Annotated in this window: 18 protein-coding genes and 1 tRNA gene; 15 read left to right on the forward strand and 4 right to left on the reverse strand. The window is 61.2% G+C overall.

Going from position 1 to position 18,395, the window contains the following annotated elements:
- The first annotated feature begins 3 nt into the window (after nt 1-3).
- Nucleotides 4-702, forward strand: a complete 699-nt coding sequence (locus tag KSW38_RS08895) for a FadR/GntR family transcriptional regulator (protein WP_216924340.1) — start codon at nt 4-6, stop codon at nt 700-702.
- A 130-nt stretch (nt 703-832) separates the two neighbouring features.
- Here KSW38_RS08895 and KSW38_RS08900 read toward each other — a convergent pair.
- Nucleotides 833-915 (reverse strand) — tRNA-Leu (locus KSW38_RS08900).
- Between the two features lie 386 nt (nt 916-1,301).
- Here KSW38_RS08900 and KSW38_RS08905 point away from each other — a divergent pair.
- Genes KSW38_RS08905 through pknB form a run of 7 tightly spaced genes read left to right on the forward strand, consistent with a single transcriptional unit; the run spans nt 1,302 to nt 10,870 of the window.
- Nucleotides 1,302-2,051, forward strand: coding sequence for an FHA domain-containing protein (locus KSW38_RS08905; RefSeq protein ID WP_216924342.1), 750 nt, complete (start codon nt 1,302-1,304; stop codon nt 2,049-2,051).
- Between the two features lie 5 nt (nt 2,052-2,056).
- Nucleotides 2,057-2,536, forward strand: a complete 480-nt coding sequence (locus tag KSW38_RS08910) for an FHA domain-containing protein FhaB/FipA (RefSeq protein ID WP_216924646.1) — start codon at nt 2,057-2,059, stop codon at nt 2,534-2,536.
- Nucleotides 2,537-2,539: 3 nt separating this feature from the next.
- Nucleotides 2,540-4,231, forward strand: coding sequence for a protein phosphatase 2C domain-containing protein (locus KSW38_RS08915; protein WP_216924344.1), 1,692 nt, complete (start codon nt 2,540-2,542; stop codon nt 4,229-4,231).
- Complete coding sequence (locus tag KSW38_RS08920; RefSeq protein WP_216924346.1) at nt 4,228-5,658, forward strand: FtsW/RodA/SpoVE family cell cycle protein; 1,431 nt, start codon at nt 4,228-4,230, stop codon at nt 5,656-5,658. Before KSW38_RS08915 ends, KSW38_RS08920 begins: the two co-directional genes overlap by 4 nt.
- Complete coding sequence (locus tag KSW38_RS08925; RefSeq protein ID WP_216924348.1) at nt 5,655-7,112, forward strand: penicillin-binding transpeptidase domain-containing protein; 1,458 nt, start codon at nt 5,655-5,657, stop codon at nt 7,110-7,112. The genes KSW38_RS08920 and KSW38_RS08925 overlap by 4 nt, the downstream gene beginning before the upstream one ends.
- Nucleotides 7,109-8,959 (forward strand): protein kinase domain-containing protein, encoded by a 1,851-nt coding sequence (locus KSW38_RS08930; protein WP_216924349.1) that lies wholly within the window; start codon nt 7,109-7,111, stop codon nt 8,957-8,959. Before KSW38_RS08925 ends, KSW38_RS08930 begins: the two co-directional genes overlap by 4 nt.
- Before the next feature lie 9 nt (nt 8,960-8,968).
- Nucleotides 8,969-10,870 (forward strand): Stk1 family PASTA domain-containing Ser/Thr kinase, encoded by a 1,902-nt coding sequence (gene pknB, locus KSW38_RS08935; protein ID WP_216924350.1) that lies wholly within the window; start codon nt 8,969-8,971, stop codon nt 10,868-10,870.
- A 31-nt stretch (nt 10,871-10,901) separates the two neighbouring features.
- Here pknB and KSW38_RS08940 read toward each other — a convergent pair whose 3' ends face one another.
- Both KSW38_RS08940 and KSW38_RS08945 read right to left on the reverse strand, forming a co-directional pair.
- Nucleotides 10,902-11,543, reverse strand: coding sequence for an aminodeoxychorismate/anthranilate synthase component II (locus tag KSW38_RS08940; protein WP_216924352.1), 642 nt, complete (start codon nt 11,541-11,543; stop codon nt 10,902-10,904).
- Nucleotides 11,544-11,713: 170 nt separating this feature from the next.
- Nucleotides 11,714-12,538 carry a class E sortase gene (locus tag KSW38_RS08945; RefSeq protein WP_216924648.1) on the reverse strand — a complete coding sequence of 275 codons (825 nt, stop codon included), beginning with the start codon at nt 12,536-12,538 and terminating at the stop codon, nt 11,714-11,716.
- A gap of 158 nt (nt 12,539-12,696) precedes the next feature.
- Between KSW38_RS08945 and KSW38_RS08950 the strand changes: the two genes are divergently transcribed.
- The 7 genes from KSW38_RS08950 (at nt 12,697) to KSW38_RS08980 (ending at nt 17,552) form a co-directional block, all read left to right on the forward strand.
- A complete protein-coding gene (locus KSW38_RS08950; RefSeq protein WP_216924354.1) occupies nt 12,697-12,951 on the forward strand; it encodes a cell division protein CrgA in 255 nt (84 codons plus the stop codon).
- Nucleotides 12,952-12,996: 45 nt separating this feature from the next.
- A complete protein-coding gene (locus KSW38_RS08955; RefSeq protein WP_216924356.1) occupies nt 12,997-13,506 on the forward strand; it encodes a methylated-DNA--[protein]-cysteine S-methyltransferase in 510 nt (169 codons plus the stop codon).
- Nucleotides 13,506-14,084: an RNA polymerase sigma factor gene (locus KSW38_RS08960; RefSeq protein ID WP_216924359.1), complete on the forward strand. Its 579-nt coding sequence runs from the start codon at nt 13,506-13,508 to the stop codon at nt 14,082-14,084. The genes KSW38_RS08955 and KSW38_RS08960 overlap by 1 nt, the downstream gene beginning before the upstream one ends.
- The gene (locus tag KSW38_RS08965; RefSeq protein ID WP_216924360.1) at nt 14,081-14,710 is read left to right on the forward strand and encodes a methylated-DNA--[protein]-cysteine S-methyltransferase; all 630 of its coding nucleotides are present in this window, start codon (nt 14,081-14,083) and stop codon (nt 14,708-14,710) included. Before KSW38_RS08960 ends, KSW38_RS08965 begins: the two co-directional genes overlap by 4 nt.
- A complete protein-coding gene (locus KSW38_RS08970; protein ID WP_216924361.1) occupies nt 14,707-15,420 on the forward strand; it encodes an alpha-ketoglutarate-dependent dioxygenase AlkB family protein in 714 nt (237 codons plus the stop codon). The genes KSW38_RS08965 and KSW38_RS08970 overlap by 4 nt, the downstream gene beginning before the upstream one ends.
- Before the next feature lie 121 nt (nt 15,421-15,541).
- Complete coding sequence (locus KSW38_RS08975) at nt 15,542-16,159, forward strand: DNA-3-methyladenine glycosylase I (RefSeq protein WP_216924362.1); 618 nt, start codon at nt 15,542-15,544, stop codon at nt 16,157-16,159.
- A 754-nt stretch (nt 16,160-16,913) separates the two neighbouring features.
- A complete protein-coding gene (locus KSW38_RS08980) occupies nt 16,914-17,552 on the forward strand; it encodes a GyrI-like domain-containing protein (RefSeq protein WP_216924365.1) in 639 nt (212 codons plus the stop codon).
- Here KSW38_RS08980 and KSW38_RS08985 read toward each other — a convergent pair.
- On the reverse strand, nt 17,539-18,393 hold the full coding sequence (locus tag KSW38_RS08985; RefSeq protein ID WP_216924368.1) for a rhomboid family intramembrane serine protease: 855 nt from the start codon (nt 18,391-18,393) through the stop codon (nt 17,539-17,541). The genes KSW38_RS08980 and KSW38_RS08985 overlap by 14 nt on opposite strands.
- Nucleotides 18,394-18,395 lie beyond the last annotated feature (2 nt).

Consider the following 18,395-nt stretch of genomic DNA (forward strand, 5'->3'; position numbering starts at 1 on the left):
CCCATGAGCCGAAACCTGACAGCGGATCTCGCCGCCGACCTTCGCAACCGCATCGTCGACGGCGTCATCCAGCCAGGTGAGAAACTCCCCAGCGAAAATACCCTCATCGGCGAATACGGCGTCAGCCGGACAGTGGTCCGCTCCGCCCTGACCCGTCTGCAGGCAGAGGGACTTGTCGAAACCGAACGTGGGCGGGGCAGCTTCGCGCTGACCCCGCCATCGGACGGCCCACTTCAAGCGCCGGGCACAAGGCCGGTTGTGAGTATGGAAGACCGGCTGCAGATGCTCGACTTCAGGATCGGCGTGGAGACTGAAGCCGCAGCGTTGGCGGCCTTGAATCACACTGAGCATCAATTGAAGGCAGTCCACGGTGCCCTGGAGCAATTCACGGCAAGTTCCGGCCACCCGGCCCACTCCATGAAGGCTGACTTCGAATTCCACCGGGCCGTTGCCGCGGCGTCAGGCAATCCCTTTTATACGGACTGCATCAGTGCGTTGGGCCAAACCATGATCACCATGCCCCGCACGCGCCTCCTGGCCAGCGACGAGGAAGACTCCCGGGAACGCTTCGAGCAGGTGGTCCACGAGCACTCCTCTATATACGCGGCCATCGCCGATGCCGACCCAGCGGCTGCCTCGGCGGCCATGCGCCTGCACCTGAGCAATTCGCGACGCCGGTTCAAGGGTTCGCGGCGCGGCTGACCTCCCGCTTCGCAGCCCAACTAAGTCGCATTAGTGCGCGTTTAGAGCCGTCTAAACGCGCACTAATGCGACTGAGTTGGGGGAAACAACAAAAGAGCCCCGATCCTAAGACCGGGGCTCTTTCTATGCGTGCGCGAGGGGGGATTTGAACCCCCACACCCTTTCGGATACTGGCACCTGAAGCCAGCGCGTCTGCCGTTCCGCCACTCGCGCGCAACTTCTTTTTCAGGACTTCCACCGGTCTCCCAGCTTCGTTTCCTTCAAAAGCAGCGAGATCAAGCATAACGGACATTCCAGACAAAACACCAATCGAGCCCCTGTGGGGGTGTGGACAACGCGGAGGTAAGGTTCCCACGCCGTACAACTTCTGCTTAACGGCACGGAAATTTCACACCCTCCCTGCCCCGCCAGAACAGGCCGGAATCGAACTTTTCCGCGTCGTAAGGCGTTGTGGATTAAGGCCATTCCCAGACACTCCCAGTAGTATCGGGAAGTGGAAGGGCCGTTCGGCGCTCACTTTGCTGTGTGCATGGACGGGTCGAAGCACCGAGTATTGAACCAGGCACAGTGGGTGCCGCGACGAGGAAGGGAGAAGGACCATGGGTTTGCTGGACAAAGTCGAGCGCGGCATTGAAAAGGCTGTCCGCAACGTCTTCTCCACGGGGTCGCGGGCACGTGTTGAGCCGGTGGAAATCGCGAGCAAGCTACGGCGCGAGCTGGACAACAAGTCCATCACCATCGCGGCCGGGCGCACTCTCGCCCCCAACGTGTTCGATGTCCTCCTCAGCGACGAAGATTTTGGACGCGCCCAGGAGTGGGGGACTCCGCTGGCAGAGGAACTGTGCGATGTGGTCATCCAGCACGTTCGCAGCCAGGGCTACACACTCCAGGGTGCGGTCCGGATTTCGTTCCGTCGAAATGAAGAGGAACGCGCCGGACACTTCGAAATAACTTCCCGGACCGAGAAATCCTCCGACGACGCCGCTGCCGCGCCGCAGGCCCCTCGGCCAAATGTTCCAGCTGCACCAGCCCGGCAGCCAACCCGACTCCAGCCTGTCCTGGACATTGCCGGCCAGCGGTATTCACTCAATGCCCAGTCGGTGGTGCTCGGCCGCTCTTCGGAAGCGGACATCCTGGTGGATGACACCGGCGTCTCCAGGAAGCACCTTGAGGTCCGCACCCAGAACGGCACCACGTGGGCCGTTGACCTCGGTTCCACCAATGGCAGTTACGTCAACGGTCACAAGGTGGACGGTAGCGTGGAGCTCACTGACGGCTCAACCATCACGATGGGACGTACAAAGATCATTTTCCGCCTCCTCCCCCAAACCCTGGGTGGCCACGCGTGAACGACATCAGCGAACTGACCATCACGGCACTTCGCTTCGGTTTCCTGCTGTTGCTGTGGGTCTTGATCTTCAGCATCGTGTCCACCATGCGCCGCGACTTCCAGATCGGCCGCAAGGCCGTGACCGGAGCCCCTACGGCGCGCGAAGTCCGCAAGCACCCCGAATTGGCCGCTTCCCCAACGCCCGCCATCCAGCATGCGCGCAATCTGGTGGTGACTGAGGGACCTCTCAAAGGCACCACCCTTCCTTTGGCGGCAAGCCCTATCCTGTTGGGCCGCGCCCAGGAAGCCACGCTGGTCCTGGAAGACGACTACGCTTCCGGCCGGCATGCACGCTTGTTCCCGCAGGGCAGCCGCTGGTTCATTGAGGACCTTGGGTCCACCAACGGCACCTACCTGGCCGATCAACAGCTCACCCGTGCCCTGCCGGTGGAGCTTGGCGTTCCCGTGAGAATCGGCAAGACGGTTATTGAATTGAGGCCGTAGTCCATGGCCTCTCCCGAGACCCCGGAAGGCAAGGAAACGCCTGCGGAGCGCCCGCTCATCATGCGCTACGCCGCGCGATCCGACGTCGGACGGATCCGCTCCAAGAATGACGACTCCGCATATGTGGGCCGCCATCTCGCAGTCGTTGCCGATGGCATGGGCGGTCACGCAGGCGGAGACGTCGCCTCGGCCTCCACGGTGCTGGACATGATCCACCTCGATCATGATGACTACCCCGACGGCGCCGACACGATCCTCGCCGATGAGATCCAGACCGCCAATTCACTGCTGTCCGAGCTGGTGCATCAGAATCCCAAGCTATCCGGAATGGGCACCACCGTTACTGCCCTGCTCCTTGAGGGCCGCAAACTGCATTTCGCCCACATCGGCGATTCCCGGGCCTACCGCCTGCGGAACAAGAAGTTCGAACAAGTCAGCATTGACCATACGTTCGTTCAACGCCTTATTGACGAAGGCCGGCTCCGCCCCGAAGAAGCCGAAACACATCCCCACAAAAACGTTCTGATGCGCGTCCTGGGTGACGTCGATGCCAGCCCTGAGCTGGACTTGGATGCCCTCGACGTCGAACCGGGCGAACGATGGCTGCTGTGCTCGGATGGCCTCAATTATGTGGCAGGGCACGTGGTGGAGCGGGTATTCCGGGAAACCAAGGACCTGCGTGAATGCGCGGAAATCCTTGTCAATCTCACGTTGGAAGCCGGCGCCCCGGACAACGTCACCGTGGTCGTGCTGGAGATTGCTGAGGAGACCGACGACGACGTCAACACGGCCGCCGTCGACGTCGTTCCTCCCGCGGCGCTTGCCGCGCTCGACGAGCCGGACTCCTCTGCCACAGATAAGCCGGCGGAAGGTCCCTCCGCTACCAAGCCCGCAGATGCAAGTCCGGGCGAGCTTAAGGCAGCGGCGCCCGATGATGGCAAGGTTGCTGAAGCCGGTTCCTCCTTCAGCACCGGCGACCCAACTGCGCAGAAGGCTGAGTCCGGTGACGAAGCCGGGACCTCCAAGGAGCCGCCCACCACTACCGACCCGCATCTGGGTGAGCATCTTTCCGCTGAGGTCCTCCGCGAGGAACTCGCCAGCCGTCCCCACGAGCTTGTGGGGGCTGCGGCTACAGCGGCCGAGACCGGATCCATCCCCACTGTGGCAGGCCGCACCGTTGCTCGACGCGCGGCTACTGTGCTCACGCACAAGGCCGAACAGGACCGCCTGGAAACCGAAGAACCGGCACGCCGCCGCATTCGCTGGCTCATGCCTGCCGTCGCAGCTGTTGTTGTGCTCGGCGTCGTGGTGGGCCTGTGGCTTGGTTACGCTTGGACGCAGACCCGCTATTACGTTGGCGAGTACGACTCCCGTGTAGCAATCTTCAACGGCATTTCGCAGCGGCTCGGACCCATCCAGTTGTCCCGGCTTGAAACTGTCACTGACCTCCGTGTTGCGTCTCTTCCCGAGTATGGTCAACAGAGCGTTCGGCAGACTGTTCCTGCCGGAGACCTTGATGATGCCCAACGTATTGTGGAGAACTTGAAGAACTACGGCAGTACCTCTGGAACCTGCCCCAGCACCGCACCTTCCCCCACTCCGTCAGCGACAACAAGTGTTCCAATTCCCAGTACAGCGGCCATTGCCAGCCCCACGCCTTCGCCCGTACCGACTCCCTGTGAGGCGGCAAAATGATCCAGACTGAGACCACGCCCAAGCCGCGCCGCAACGTTGAGCTGGCGCTCATCGTGCTTGCGCTTGCCGTTGGCATCGGCGCCAGCGCTTTGGTGAGCATCAATTCCGAAAGTGGACTGGACAGCGACTTCTGGTTCCAATCGAGCCTGCTTGCTGTCGCTGCCTTTGCCTTCCACGTTGTTCTGAGGTTGCGCGCTAAGTATGCCGACCCAGTAATACTTCCGATCGTTGTTGCCTTGAACGGGCTCGGCCTCGCTTTGATCCACCGCATGGACGGGCCTGGGGACGATACCGGTAATAATCAGCTCCGTTGGACGCTTATTGCCATGGCAGTATCCATCGCTGTGATTTGGTTCCTCAAGGACCACCGCATCTTGCGCCGGTTTACCTACATTTCCCTGGCAGCGAGTGCTTTCCTTCTGGTTTTGCCGCTCGTTCCGGGCATTTCAGCCGGTGAGGTACTGGGCGCGAGCGTGTGGATCCGGATCGGCCCGATGACGTTCCAGCCCGGTGAAATTGCCAAGATCACGCTGGCAATATTCTTCGCGGGGTATCTTTCCTCCAACCGGGACCTCATCCTGCTGGCCGGACGGAAAATCGGCCCCATGCAGTTCCCGCGGTTCAAGGACCTGGGTCCCATGATCACGGCCTGGTTGGTGAGCATCGGCGTCCTCGTATTCCAGCGCGACCTCGGATCGTCAGTCCTCTTCTTCGGCCTCTTCATTGTGATGATCTACGTCGCCACAAGCCGCATCTCATGGGTGGTGATCGGCCTTGCCCTGATCCTTGGCGGCGGCTTCATCGCTTCCAAGATCTTCTCGCACGTTGCCTTCAGGATCGACAGCTGGATCAACGCCTTCACACCCGAAGTCTTTGGCAGGTCGCCCGGTGGCAGTGGGCAGATCGTCCAAGGCTTGTTCGGCATGGCTGACGGCGGGCTGGTGGGCACGGGCCTTGGTCAGGGCCGGCCGGACCTGGTGCCCTTCGCCAATAGCGACATGATCGTGGCACTCATCGGCGAAGAACTCGGCCTCATTGGTCTGTTCGCTGTCGTGATGCTCTACCTGTTGCTTTTTACCCGCGGTTTCCGTGCCGCATTGGGCACCCGTGATGCTTTCGGCAAGTTGTTGGCCTGCGGGCTCTCCTTCGCTATCGCGCTCCAGTGCTTCGTGGTCATTGGCGGCGTCACCAGGCTTATCCCGCTGACGGGCCTCACCACGCCGTTCCTGGCCGCCGGTGGATCCTCCCTTCTGGCCAACTGGATAATCGTCGGCCTCCTGCTCATGATCTCCAACACCGCCCGCGGGCCCATAGATACCACTCCGATGGTCAACAAACCTCCTGCAAGCAGCACCAACCCGGCCGCCCGCAAGTCGTCCGCCGTACCCACACCGGGCGCGCCCACGGAAGCGGTGAAGCACCCGTGAACCAGGCAATTAGAAGTTCGTGGATGGCTGCCGTCGCCATGTTCGCGTTGATTTTCGGCGCCATTAGCTACGTCCAGGTCATTGGCGCTGACGATCTCAACGCCAATCCATGGAACCAGCGGGCCATCCTTGCAACGTTCTGCAATGACCGCGGGGCGATCATCGTCGCAGGTAAGCCGATTGCAGAGTCCGTTCCGGGAAACGAGTCCTGCGCGTTCCAACGCAAGTACACGCAGCCTGAACTTTATGCGGGCATCACCGGATACTTCTCCAGGGGATTTGGTTCTACGGGGCTCGAGCAGTCCCTGAGTGATCAGTTGGCTGGAAACTCTGACCAGCTGTTCCTGGATCGCGTCAGCCAGATGTTCCTTGGGAATGAGCCCAAGGGCGCCTCCGTGGAACTCACGCTCGATCCCGCCATCCAGCAACTTGCCTACGACCTCATCCCGGAGGGTCAGCGTGGCTCCATCGTTGTGACCAACCCGAAAACCGGCGCCATCCTGGCCATGGTTTCCAAGCCGTCTTACGACCCCAACCTGATCGCTACCCACGACACCGCTGCCGCAGCGGCCAATTACGCCGAGCTGAACAAGATTCCCGGCATCAACTTGAACCAGAATGTCAGCGGGCCCACGGGTAACCTGTTGTCCCCGGGCTCGGTGTTCAAGCTTGTCGATACTGCGGCCGCCCTGAATTCCGGCAAGTACAACAAGGACAGCGAACTGCCGAACCCCAGCAGCCTGCCATTGCCTGGATCCAGTGCGAGCCTGCCCAACTACGCCGGAGGCAACTGCAACGTCCGTGAAACGGCAACGTTCTCCTTCGCCCTGGAACAGTCATGCAACACTCCCTTTGCGAGCATCGCGCTGGACCTTGGCCAGGACGCCATTCGGGACCAGGCAGAGAAGTTCGGTTTCGGTGACACCTTCGGCGATCAGCTCAAGCTCCAGCAGGCCGTCAGCGTCTTCCCGAAGGATCTTGACCAAGCGCAGCTTGCCCAGTCCTCGGTGGGTCAGCGCGACGTCAAGGCAACTCCGCTGCAGATCAACCTGATGACTGCGGCAATTGCCAACGGTGGTGTGCAAATGAAGCCCAACCTGGTCAAGACAGTCCGTGCACCCGATCTCCGGGTAATCAGCGAGTTCAAGCCCGAGGCCCTCCGTACAAGCACCACCCAACCCATCGCGAACCAGATCACCCAGTGGATGAGCAGCGCGGTCTCCAACGGCATCGCCAGCGGCGCTGCCGTCCCGGGAGTTCAGGTAGCCGGTAAGACCGGTACTGCCGAGCTCGGCGATTCAGGTTTGAACAACTCTTGGTTCACCGGGTTCGCCCCGGCGAACGATCCGCAAGTGGCCGTCACCATCGTCATGGAAGGTGTGGATGTGCTCACAGGCGCCAAGCTAACCAGTCCGAACGCAAAGAAGATTTTTGAGGCGGTGTTGAATAAGTGAGACCTACTTCGGGAATCACACTCGGCGGCAGGTTCCAGCTGACCAGTCGCATTGCGATTGGCGGCATGGGCGAGGTCTGGAAGGCCAAGGACCAGATCCTGGGCAGGATCGTTGCCATTAAGGTGCTCAAGGAGGAATACACCGGGGACCCCGGCTTCCTCCAGCGTTTCCGCGCCGAAGCCCGCCACACAGCACTCCTTAACCACGTGGGTATTGCCAACGTCTTCGATTACGGCGAAGAAGCCGGCTCGGCGTATCTGGTCATGGAACTGGTACCCGGCCACCCTTTGAGCGGCATCCTTGAGCGCGAGCAGGTCCTGTCGCCTGACATGACCCTTTCGATCATCTCCCAGACGGCGCGCGCACTGGCGGTGGCACATGCCCAGGGCCTGGTCCACCGCGACATCAAGCCGGGCAACCTCCTGATCACGCCTGACAACCGCGTCAAGGTCACCGACTTCGGTATCGCCCGCCTGGCTGACCAGGTGCCGCTGACCCAGACCGGCCAAGTCATGGGCACCGCCCAGTACCTTGCTCCCGAGCAGGCAACAGGACAAACTGCCACTGGCTCGTCTGACATCTACTCGCTGGGCGTCATCGGCTACGAATGCCTCACCGGCCACCGTCCGTTCTCCGGTGAATCGCAGATCGCCATTGCCCTTGCGCAGGTTAACGATGCCCCGCCACCGCTTCCGGAGACGCTGCCTACTCCGGTGCGTGCCCTCCTGATGTCGATGCTCGCCAAGGATCCCAAGAACCGTCCAGCCAACGCCATCAAGCTTGCGGAGGCCGCCGAGGCTATCCGCAACGGCGATATCACCACTGCCCACGCCGCGGTGCCAGGAATGCTCCTCTTCGAAGCCGCTACTGGACCCATCACGGCACCGGTCAACACTGCCACGGCCCCAACCGGCGTCGTTACCTCGCCGTTTGGCAAGGAGCATTCCACGACGTCGACTTCCGCGCTTCCAGTGCTCGGTGCAAGCGCCGCTGTTGGAGGCGCAGCCGGTGCGGCCGTTGGAGCTGCCGGCGCTTCCGCGGACAACCATTTGGCGCGCGCGAATGCACTTGAGGCAGAGCGGCAGCTGAACGACGAAGAAGAAGTCATCTACAGCGATGACGACAACTACGACGACGTCGAGCCTGAGCGTAAGAAGCGCAGCCCCTGGACCTGGCCGCTCGTTGCCCTGATCCTGCTGGTGCTCTTCGCGCTGGTTGGTTTCCTGATTTCACAGTCGGGCTTCTTCTCACCGAATCCGGGTCCGAGCGAGTCCCCATCTGCAAGCACAAGCCGGAGCGCAAGTCCAACGTCGCAATCGGCCACCCCAACGCAGACGTCCCAGGCCCCGTCTCCGACACCGACGCAGTCCACCCCCCAGAAGATCAACCTGATCCCTGAGGAGTATCTCGGACAACCATTTGAGACTGTCCGCAGCCAGCTCGTTGGGTTGGGCCTGCAGGTAAACGGCCAGGAAGTGTTCAACACTGCTGCGGTGGGCACGGTAACTGACCTTAACCCCACGGGACCTGTTGATCCAGGGGAAGTTATCACTGTCCAGTACTCCAAGGGTCCGGAAATGGTCTCCGTGCCCAGCATCGGCGTGGGGCTCAGCGAGGACGAGGTCCGGGGACTGATCGAAGCAGCGAACCTGCGGTGGGTCCCGGGCGATCCCGTCAATGGTGCCGTCGGCCAGAAGCCAGGCACGTTCGTACGTTCCGAGCCAGCCCCTGGAACAAAGGTTGCCGCCGGTTCGGTAGTCACGTACCACCTGTCCAAGTCGCTTGTACCGAGCAATCCGACATCCCCGAGCGCCAGCCCCAGCGGCTCCGGCAGCCCGAGTAACTAAGTAGCCGCCATGTCTACGCCACGGCCCGGTCCAGCGCACCGAGAGGAGAGTACACCTGTCTCTTCGCAGCGCATCCTCAATGGTCGCTACGAACTCGGTGACCTGATCGGCCGTGGCGGCATGGCAGACGTCTACCGTGGTTCAGATACGCTCCTGGGACGCACCATTGCAGTCAAGGTCCTGCGTGCTGACCTGGCCCGCGATCCGCAGTTCCAGGCCCGTTTCAAACGCGAGGCCCAGGCTGTCGCAGCACTGAACCACCCTTCCATCGTGGCCATCTTCGATACAGGTGAGTACTCTGTCCCGGGCGGACCGGGTGAGGACGTGCGTGTCCCATACATCGTGATGGAGTTCGTCGCAGGACGGACGCTGCGGGACATGATTAAAGCGCACGAACTCGGTGTCGAAGACTCCATCGGCTACACCCTTGGCGTCCTCGCGGCGCTGGAGTACAGCCATCGGGCGGGCATTGTGCACCGCGATATCAAGCCCGCCAACGTCATGGTCTGTGCTGATACCGGGGACGTCAAAGTCATGGACTTTGGCATCGCCCGGGCTATGGCTGACTCCGCTGCCACCATGACGCAGACGCAGGCTGTGGTGGGAACGGCCCAATACCTTTCCCCCGAACAAGCACGGGGAGAGACCGTTGATGCCCGCAGCGATCTCTACTCCGCAGGCTGCCTTCTGTACGAGCTGCTTACGGGCCGGCCACCATTCGTAGGCGACAGCCCGGTTTCGGTGGCCTACCAGCACGTGCGCGAGACGCCAGACCTTCCCAGCGCCCATAACCCCGAGGTTTCCGAGGCTTTGGATTCCGTGCTTGCCAAGGCGCTCCAAAAGAACCGGTCGGACCGATTCCAGGATGCGGCTGCCTTCCGGCGGGCACTCAGGGCCGCGAGCAATGGCATCCCCGTTCCCGTTCTTCCCGCCAGCGAGGCACCCACCGACCCCAACGACCTCATTTCATCCGAAGACCCGGACACGCAGCTCTTGAGCGCCACGGCCGTTGGATTCCTTGACGTCGAGCACTACAACGGCGTGACCCAAGACCCCATTGAGGAACCGCTGGACGAAGCACTTCCCTTGGACCTCCCACCCGAACGTGAGCGGACCTCCCACCAGAAGTCCCGCCGTCGCACTTGGGCGGCGACGCTGGCAATCTTCACTATCCTTGTTCTCGCAGGCGCCGGATTCTGGATCTACAGCCTGGTCAATGCGCCCCCCGCGGCGCCGGCCAAGGTGGCGGTTCCCTCGGTGACCAACATGTCGGAGTCCCAGGCGCTGCAAGAGCTCTACTCAGCAAAGCTGGTTCCCAAAACGGCACGTGTGGCCAGTGACAAGGTTGCCAAGGACATGGCGATCGGCACGGCACCCACTGCGGGCTCCATGCTTGAACAGAACGCCGAGGTCATCCTCAACATCTCCAGCGGTCCCAGTTCGGTAACCATCCCTGCAGACATTGTGGGCCGCACCGAGTCAGACGCCCGCGACACCCTTCGGCGCCTGGGAATCACGGGCAACATCTCCAGCGTGAGGACGCACAGCCCCACGGTTCCCATCGGACTCGTCATCACCACGGGTCCTGCCCCCGGGGCGCCCATAGCCGCAGGTTCCAACGTTGAGCTGCAGGTCTCCTCCGGCAAAGTCCTGATGCCCCAACTTATCGGTCTTACCCAGCCGGAAGCCGAAGCGCTGCTGAAGGAGAACGGCCTTGTCATGGCCGTGGTTGAGCAGGAAAATTCCCAGGTCACGCCCGGCAAGGTCACGGCGCAAAGCGAAACCTTCAATACGGAAGTGGATCAGGGCAAGACGGTGACGGTAACGGTAGCCAAGGCGCCGGCTCCGACTCCCACACCCACGCCGACTGACACCTCGAGCCCCAAGCCGACGCCCACCAAGAAGGACTAACGGGTCGCGTCCCCTCAGCCGCCGCTACACCTCAGTGCTGGATCAGCGGACTCAGCTTCGAGGCTCGTTCGGCTGCGCCGGTCATGCCGAGGGACTCCAGCCAGTTGCCCAGCATTTGGTAGCCGCCTTCGGTGAGGACCGATTCCGGGTGGAACTGCACACCGCAGAGGGGAGCGGTCTTGTGCTGCAGGCCCATGACCACGCCGTTCGTGGTCTCGGCTGTGATCTCCAGGACGTCCGGGATCGAGTCGCGAACTGCAGCGAGTGAGTGGTACCGCGTGGCCGTAACGGGCGACGGAAGCCCGACAAAGACGCTCTTGCCTTCGTGCTGCACCGGCGAGGTTTTGCCGTGCATGAGCTCAGGCGCATGGGTGACAACGCCGCCATAAGCTTCGGCAAGGGCCTGGTGGCCGAGGCACACTCCGAACATCGGCTTGGCGGCCTCGCCGCACCACTTGATGAGCTCGATACAGACACCAGCTTCCGCCGGCGTTCCTGGACCTGGAGAGATGAGGACTCCATCACGGGCTGCGGCAAGCTCTTTGGCTTCTGCGAGTGTCACGTCGTCATTTCGGACCACGGTTGTCTCGGCGCCGAGTTCTTGCAGGTAGCCCACCAGCGTGTAAACGAAGCTGTCGTAGTTGTCCACGACGAGGATTTTTGTTGAGCTCATGGCTGCTGCACTAAACCAATCGTTGAGTCGGTCAAAGAAGTGAATTGGGAGAACCACGGGAAGAGGAACTCCACCATCAGGACGAGGGCTACGGCCACAAGCGCCACCGATATGAGTATCCGCAGCCACAAGGGGCCGGGCAAATTCCGAAAGATCCAGGCGTACATCCGTTACCCCTTTCCTTGGGCTTGGGCTACTTGGGTAGCGATTTCCGACGGCGGTCCGGCTGAGGACGGTTGCCAACCCTCAAGGACGGAGTAGGCGATGATGCGTTCCTGGGATCCGAAGCGCGGGTTGCAGCTGGTCATGGTCAGGATGCTTTCACGGGGCGTTACACCGGGTTGGGTGGGGACCGGCATCAGGACGTCGGTTTGGCTGGGCAACACAATCTGGTTGTTGCGGAAGACATAGGTGTAATAGCCGTCCGGCGTCTGGACGTAGATTTTGTCACCGGGGACCAGGGTGTGGATGTTATCCAGGACAGCGCCGTGTGTTTGCCGGTGCCCCGCGACGGCGAAATTGCCGAGGGCTCCGGGCATGCTGGTGTTGCCGTAGTGTCCCAGGCCCAGTGTGTCCAGGACATCCTGGTCTGTTCCTTCGATAATGGGCCGCGTGTAGTCCGGACCGAATCGCGGGATGTACATGATCCCGATCGTTTTCCCATGGGCAGGAGCCGTCCCTACGACGGGCGGACCGTAGTCAGTAGCCTGGCTGACGGCCGGCGTTACCGGTCCCGCAAATTCCTGCGCAAAACTCTTCACGGCTTCGGTCTGCTTGGCGTCGGCCTCCACGTTGGTCCACCACAGCTCCCAGCCCACAAAAAGCAGGAGGACAATGCCTGCGGTGATGAGCAACTCGCCCAGTACTTGGCTGATTTTGCGCAGAATGTCCGAGGCTGTGAGCCGGCCGCGGGGAGGTTTTCGCTGCGTCCCGCGGGCGGACGGCACGGCTGCAGCCGCCGTCGTCTGCTGGTCCGCCACAGGGTCTCCTCGAATAGGGCGCGGGCGGCACTGGCCTACCCTGGTTGCGGCTAGACTTGACAGCTAGTAACAACCCGGAGCATCGCGTGGCCGTTGACCGCTGGAATTTTTCCTTCCTGCAGGATACCAAGGCCGGCAGCATCGGGTTTCAATCGAACAGCCAAGGAGGATCCGTGCCCGAGTCCAAGCCCCGCAAGCGGCCTGCCCGTCAGGCCCAGCAGACTTCCGCCGCGCAGCAGTACAAGCCGAATCCCGTTTGGTACAAGCCGGTCATGTTTGGCCTCATGATCATTGGCCTGATCTGGATCATCACGTTCTATATCACGGAGGGCCGGTTCCCAGTTCAGGAATGGGCTTCGTGGAACATCGTGGCTGGTTTCGGCATCGCAATCGTCGGATTCCTGATGACCACGCGCTGGCGCGCCTAGGAATCCCACACCTCACATTCCGGTGCCCGCGAGCGTCTACAGGATATGAACACCAGGCACACCACCATGGATTCCCCGCTGGGGCAGCTGACGCTGACCGCCCGTGGGGAGTTCTTGACGGGCATCTTTTACGAAGGCCATTGGCACATGCCTCCGCCGGACTACTTTGGCGTCCCGGCAGTGATCGAGGAACCACTCTTCGAGCAGACCCGTAGCGAACTCCACGAGTACCTCGAAGGAAAGCGCACCGACTTCGAGGTTCCCTTTGAAGCCCGGGGCAATGCCTTCCAAGAGAAGGTCTGGCATCGGCTCCAACACATTCCTTTTGGGGAAACCATCAGCTACGGTGAACTGGCTCTCGAGATGGGCGATCCCCACCTGGCCCAGGCCGTCGGGTCCGCAGTAGGGCGAAACCCCATAAGCATCATCATCCCGTGCCACCGCGTGGTGGGGCGCAACGGGCAACTCACCGGCTACGCGGGTGGCCTGCGCAACAAGCGCTTCCTCCTCGAGCTCGAAGAGCCTGCCGCCGTGAAAGAGAGCAAGCTCTTCTGATGCAGCGTCGGCAGCCGGTCCAAACCAAGAGGCCGTTCGAAGCAGTCGTACAGGAACATGGCGGCACTGTGCTCCGGGTGTGCCGTGCAGTGGTGGGCCTTCACGATGCCGATGACGCATGGTCCGAAACCTTTCTTGCGGCTTTACAGGCTTATGGCGCCCTCCCTGCGGATGCCAACGTTGAGGCCTGGCTCGTCACTATTGCGCACCGGAAATGCATCGACCTCATCCGTTCCGGTAATCGCCGCGCTGTGCCTGTGGACCAGCCGCCCGAGCGGCCTTCGAAAATTGGCATTCCGGGTGACAACCAAGCAGAGTTACTCAACGCCATCGGGCAGTTGCCACCTAAACAACGCCAGGCAGTGGCCTACCACTATTTGGCGGGTCTCCCATACCGGGACATTGCGTCACTTTTGGGCGGGACACCAGATGCTGCACGACGTGCGGGATCCGACGGTGTGAAAGCCCTCCGTGCCATGCTCCGCGAAGAGCCCGAATCCGGCCGGGCGTTCCTGGTTCATTCCACATCCGTGACTGCATCATCCGTCCCAGCATCGGCGAAAGGAGAAATCCGATGACTCTTGAATCTCCTTCGGACCACGCCGCGGTGGCCGTGCTCCTTCAACCCCTCGACGCCGGAATCGAGCCTGCTCTGGCCAGCCTCCATGCGCGGCTTGTCCGCTCTGCACAAGAAAGCCATTCCCTGGACATCGCCTACACAGTGGTGGACTCTCCTGTGGGCAAGTTGCTTTTGGCAGCTACGGAACATGGCGTGATACGGGTAGCGTTCGAGCGTGAAAACCACGAGGCCGTATTGCAGTTGTTGGCCAACACCGTGAGTCCCCGCATCCTGTATGCACCTTCGCAACTTGAGTCCGCTGCCCGCCAGCTGGACGAGTACTTCAGCGGCACGCGTAAGGATTTCAACCTTCCCCTGGACTTCCAGCTAGCACGCGGGTTCCGCCTGAACGTCCTCCATCACTTGCCGCAGATCGCCTACGGCAGGACCGAAAGTTACGCACAGGTGGCCCAGGCTGCCGGGAGTCCCAAAGCCGTCCGTGCCGTTGGAACAGCCTGCGCTACCAATCCGCTTCCGGTCATTGTTCCCTGCCATCGCGTGGTGAAGTCCGACGGCACTTTCGGCGGTTACCTCGGTGGAACCGAAGCGAAGCGAAGACTCCTCGCGCTTGAGGCTGCCGCATGAGCGAGGACGCCCTGTTTCCGTTGACGCTTATCCAACCTGACACCCACGACGCCGGCCCTCGGGTTATAGCTCCAGGCGCTGTGCACGTGCCGGGCTGGCTCAGCCTGGAGCAGCAGAGGTGGATCGTGAAACGCTTCGGCGAATGGACCCGCGGCCCGGTACCCCTCCGTGCTGCGACACTTCCCGGAGGACACCAGATGTCCGTCCGGACCGTTTGCCTTGGATGGCATTGGCAGCCCTACCGCTACACGCGCGAAGCTACAGATGTGAACGGGAGGCCCGTACTCGAATTCCCGGAGTGGATGGTTCGCTTGGGCAGGAAGGCCGTATCCGATGCTTACTCGGTGGGGGTCGAAAATGATGCACTGGCCCAACTCGCCAGTGACTACACACCGGATGCCGCGCTCGTGAACTACTACGACCACGGCGCGGCCATGGGAATGCATCAGGACAAGGATGAACGCTCCGATGCTCCAGTGGTCTCCCTCAGCATCGGGGAGACGTGCAACTTCCGCTTCGGCAACACCCAAACGCGTAGCAAGCCGTATGCGGACGTCGAACTTCGCTCTGGAGATCTCTTCGTTTTCGGCGGTCCGTCAAGGTTTGCCTATCACGGCATCCCCAAGGTCTTTCCCGGAACGTGCCCCGAGGGGTGTGGACTCGCCCATGGACGAATCAATATCACCATGCGTGTCACCGGATTGTCCTAGGGACCGACTCGCGGCGCCAAAATGTCATGGGCAAGGGCAAAATGTCACAGCCAACGGGCAGAATGTTTCTAAAGGCAAATAGCAAGGGTGGGCGCCGCGTGCCGGCCGCAGAGGAGCATTCATGACCCCGGAAGAAACCGGCATCATCATCGGCGAGGACGGCTTGGCTCGGCCGCTCTGGGCTGCCTCGGACCCGCTGATGCAGGCTTACTACGATCACGAGTGGGGAATGCCGGTCCGCGACGAGCAAGGGATGTATGAGCGCATCAGTCTCGAAGCGTTCCAAGCCGGCCTGTCATGGGCAACCATCCTTCGGAAACGGGATGCCTTCCGGAAGGCTTTCCTGGATTTCCACCCTGAAAGCGTCGCTGCTTTCACAGACGCGGATGTCGAGCGGCTGATGCTGGACGCAGGTATCGTCAGGAACCGCCTAAAGATCCAGGCAGCCATCACCAACGCCAAGGCCACCATCGCTATTAGGGCAGAAGGCGGGCTGGTGGACTTCGTGTGGTCCTTCAAGCCGGAAACCACCCCTGCGCCCCGATCCTACGCAGAAATCCCCACAACTTCGCCCGAATCCATTGCTTTGTCCAAGGCTCTCCGGAAGAAGGGCTTCGCATTCGTTGGCCCCACCACGATGCACGCACTCATGGAAGCCGTAGGGATCATCGATACCCACTTGGTGGACAGCCACAGACGCGGTACTTCCGGCGTTTGGCTCGAGCAAGGTCAGAAGTAGGGCCTCGGCCTGCCCACAGACGCCCATAATCCTTTTCCACAGAAGTGCGTAACTTTATCCACAGGAGTGGATAAGTTCTGTGGACATCCATGCACTTTTCGCAAAAACCCTTGCGCCGGTGCTGATTCCGGACCCCGCAGTGAGCGGCGCGAAGTTATACCCACTGTGCATCGCGTTGTGGATAGTGGCCGCATCTTCACCGAACGTTCATGGCTCGGGCATTGCTGGATTTACCCACCGGCGTTTTCACCGGCGGAGCCGGAGCCAAAAATCATCCCTCAGCGGGCTTTCCGCCCTCACTGGTCACTTTCACGCCTCTCACGGCCTGGACAGTTACCCACTTAACAACAGCCCCCTACCCACAAGTTATCCACAGGTGGGGAAAACTTGTGGGTTTCTCAGCGGAGATCCGCGCAGTTACAGCCCTGAGGGGCCACCAAGCACATGAACTACACCTGTGTAAGTTATTAACATTGTTGATAAGGCTGTTGATAGGTGCCGTGCTGAGGCGTAATTAACAGTTTTATCCACACATGGCCAGGAATTGGCTTAGTTGTCCACAATGGACTTAGAACCTGGGACAAAGTTATCCACAGGTGTGGATGAACGCATGCCTTTCGGGGGATATCTGCCGCCCTGACGACCCGTACGAGGGGTTGGCGAGCTAACTACACGCATGTAAGTTACACACATTGTGGACAACCACTGTGGATAACCTAGTCAGTCAGCGCAGAAGGGGAGGGGATTGCCAGTCGTGAAAGTCGACCTCAAAAGACAGATCGAAACATACAAGGCTTCGTGTGGCAGGTTTTCCGTGGTGACGGTTCCAGCCCTCCAGTTCCTCATGATCGACGGCCATGGCGATCCAAATACCTCGCAGGAGTACAAGGACGCACTGGCCACCCTTTACCCTGTCGCTTACAAGATGAAGTTCTTCAGCAAACAGGAGCTGGGCCGCGACTACACCGTGATGCCCCTGGAAGCGCTCTGGTGGGCAGAGGACATGGATACGTTTACAAGCGCCAGGGACAAGTCGCGCTGGGACTGGACCCTGATGAATATGGTTCCTGGCTGGATGACCCAGGACCACTACGAGGAGGCACGTAAGATCGTCGCGAACAAAGGCTCCGCGCCGGCAATCGACGGCCTTCGCTTGGAAACACTGGATGAAGGACTAAGCGTCCAGACACTCCACATCGGCCCCTACGATGACGAAGGTCCCGTGCTGGAGGCAATGCATAACAGCTTCATCCCCGGGGAGTCACTGATGATGACGGGGAAGCATCACGAGATCTACCTGAGCGATCCTCGCCGTACTCCACCGGAGAAACTGAAGACGATACTGCGGCAACCGGTCACGGATGCAGAAAGAGTTGCACCTAGCCCGCAGTGATGCGGAACCACGCGACCACGGCCAAAAGGCCTGCCACGAGGATGAGGCCGCCTGCTTGCAGCAGGGCTTGGTTCTTGCCCCGCGGGGCATAGGCGATGGCGGCGGCAGCGAGGGCGCCGATGATCAGGCCACCCAGGTGTGCCTGCCAGGCGATGCTGGGAACAAAGAAGCCAATGGCGCCATTGATCGCAATGAGGATCCACAGTTGTTTGGTTTCACCGCCGCGGTGACGCTGCACTACGAGCATGGCACCGAACAGACCGAAGATGGCGCCGGACGCTCCCACAACGCCCACAACGGGAAAAGTGGGAGTCAACAGCAGATAGCCCACGGATCCGCCAATGGCGGAGAGCAGGTACACGGCGAGGAATCGGACCCGCCCGAGCAAAGGCTCAAGGGCTTGTCCGAAAATCCACAGCGTGTACATGTTCAGGACGATGTGCAGCAGGAACCCTTGCGAATGAAGGAAGGCCGCCGTAAGCATCCGCCAGGGCTCGCTGGCAGCTGCATAATTTGCGAAGGCAAAATTCTGGAATACAGCGTCGCCAGGAACAATCCATTGAAGGATGTAAACCAGCACGCACAACCCGATGATCGTAAACGTCACCAACGGCCGGCCGGTTGCCAAGGCACCGCCGTAGGGAGAGCGGTAGCTCGGCATCGTACGTTTTTGTTCGTTGACGCAATCAACACATTGGAACCCGACGGCGGCCGCCCGCTGGCACTCGGGGCACGCTGGGCGCCCGCAGCGCTGGCACCGCACGTAGGAGGGCCTGTCCGGGTGCCTTGGGCACACCGGGATGGTGGCGGACGGCTCTGCCGACGGGATTCCGTAGCTCATGA

It is taken from the genome of Paenarthrobacter aromaticivorans (assembly GCF_019038615.1).
In the GTDB taxonomy this organism is placed as follows: Bacteria; Actinomycetota; Actinomycetes; order Actinomycetales; family Micrococcaceae; genus Arthrobacter; species Arthrobacter aromaticivorans.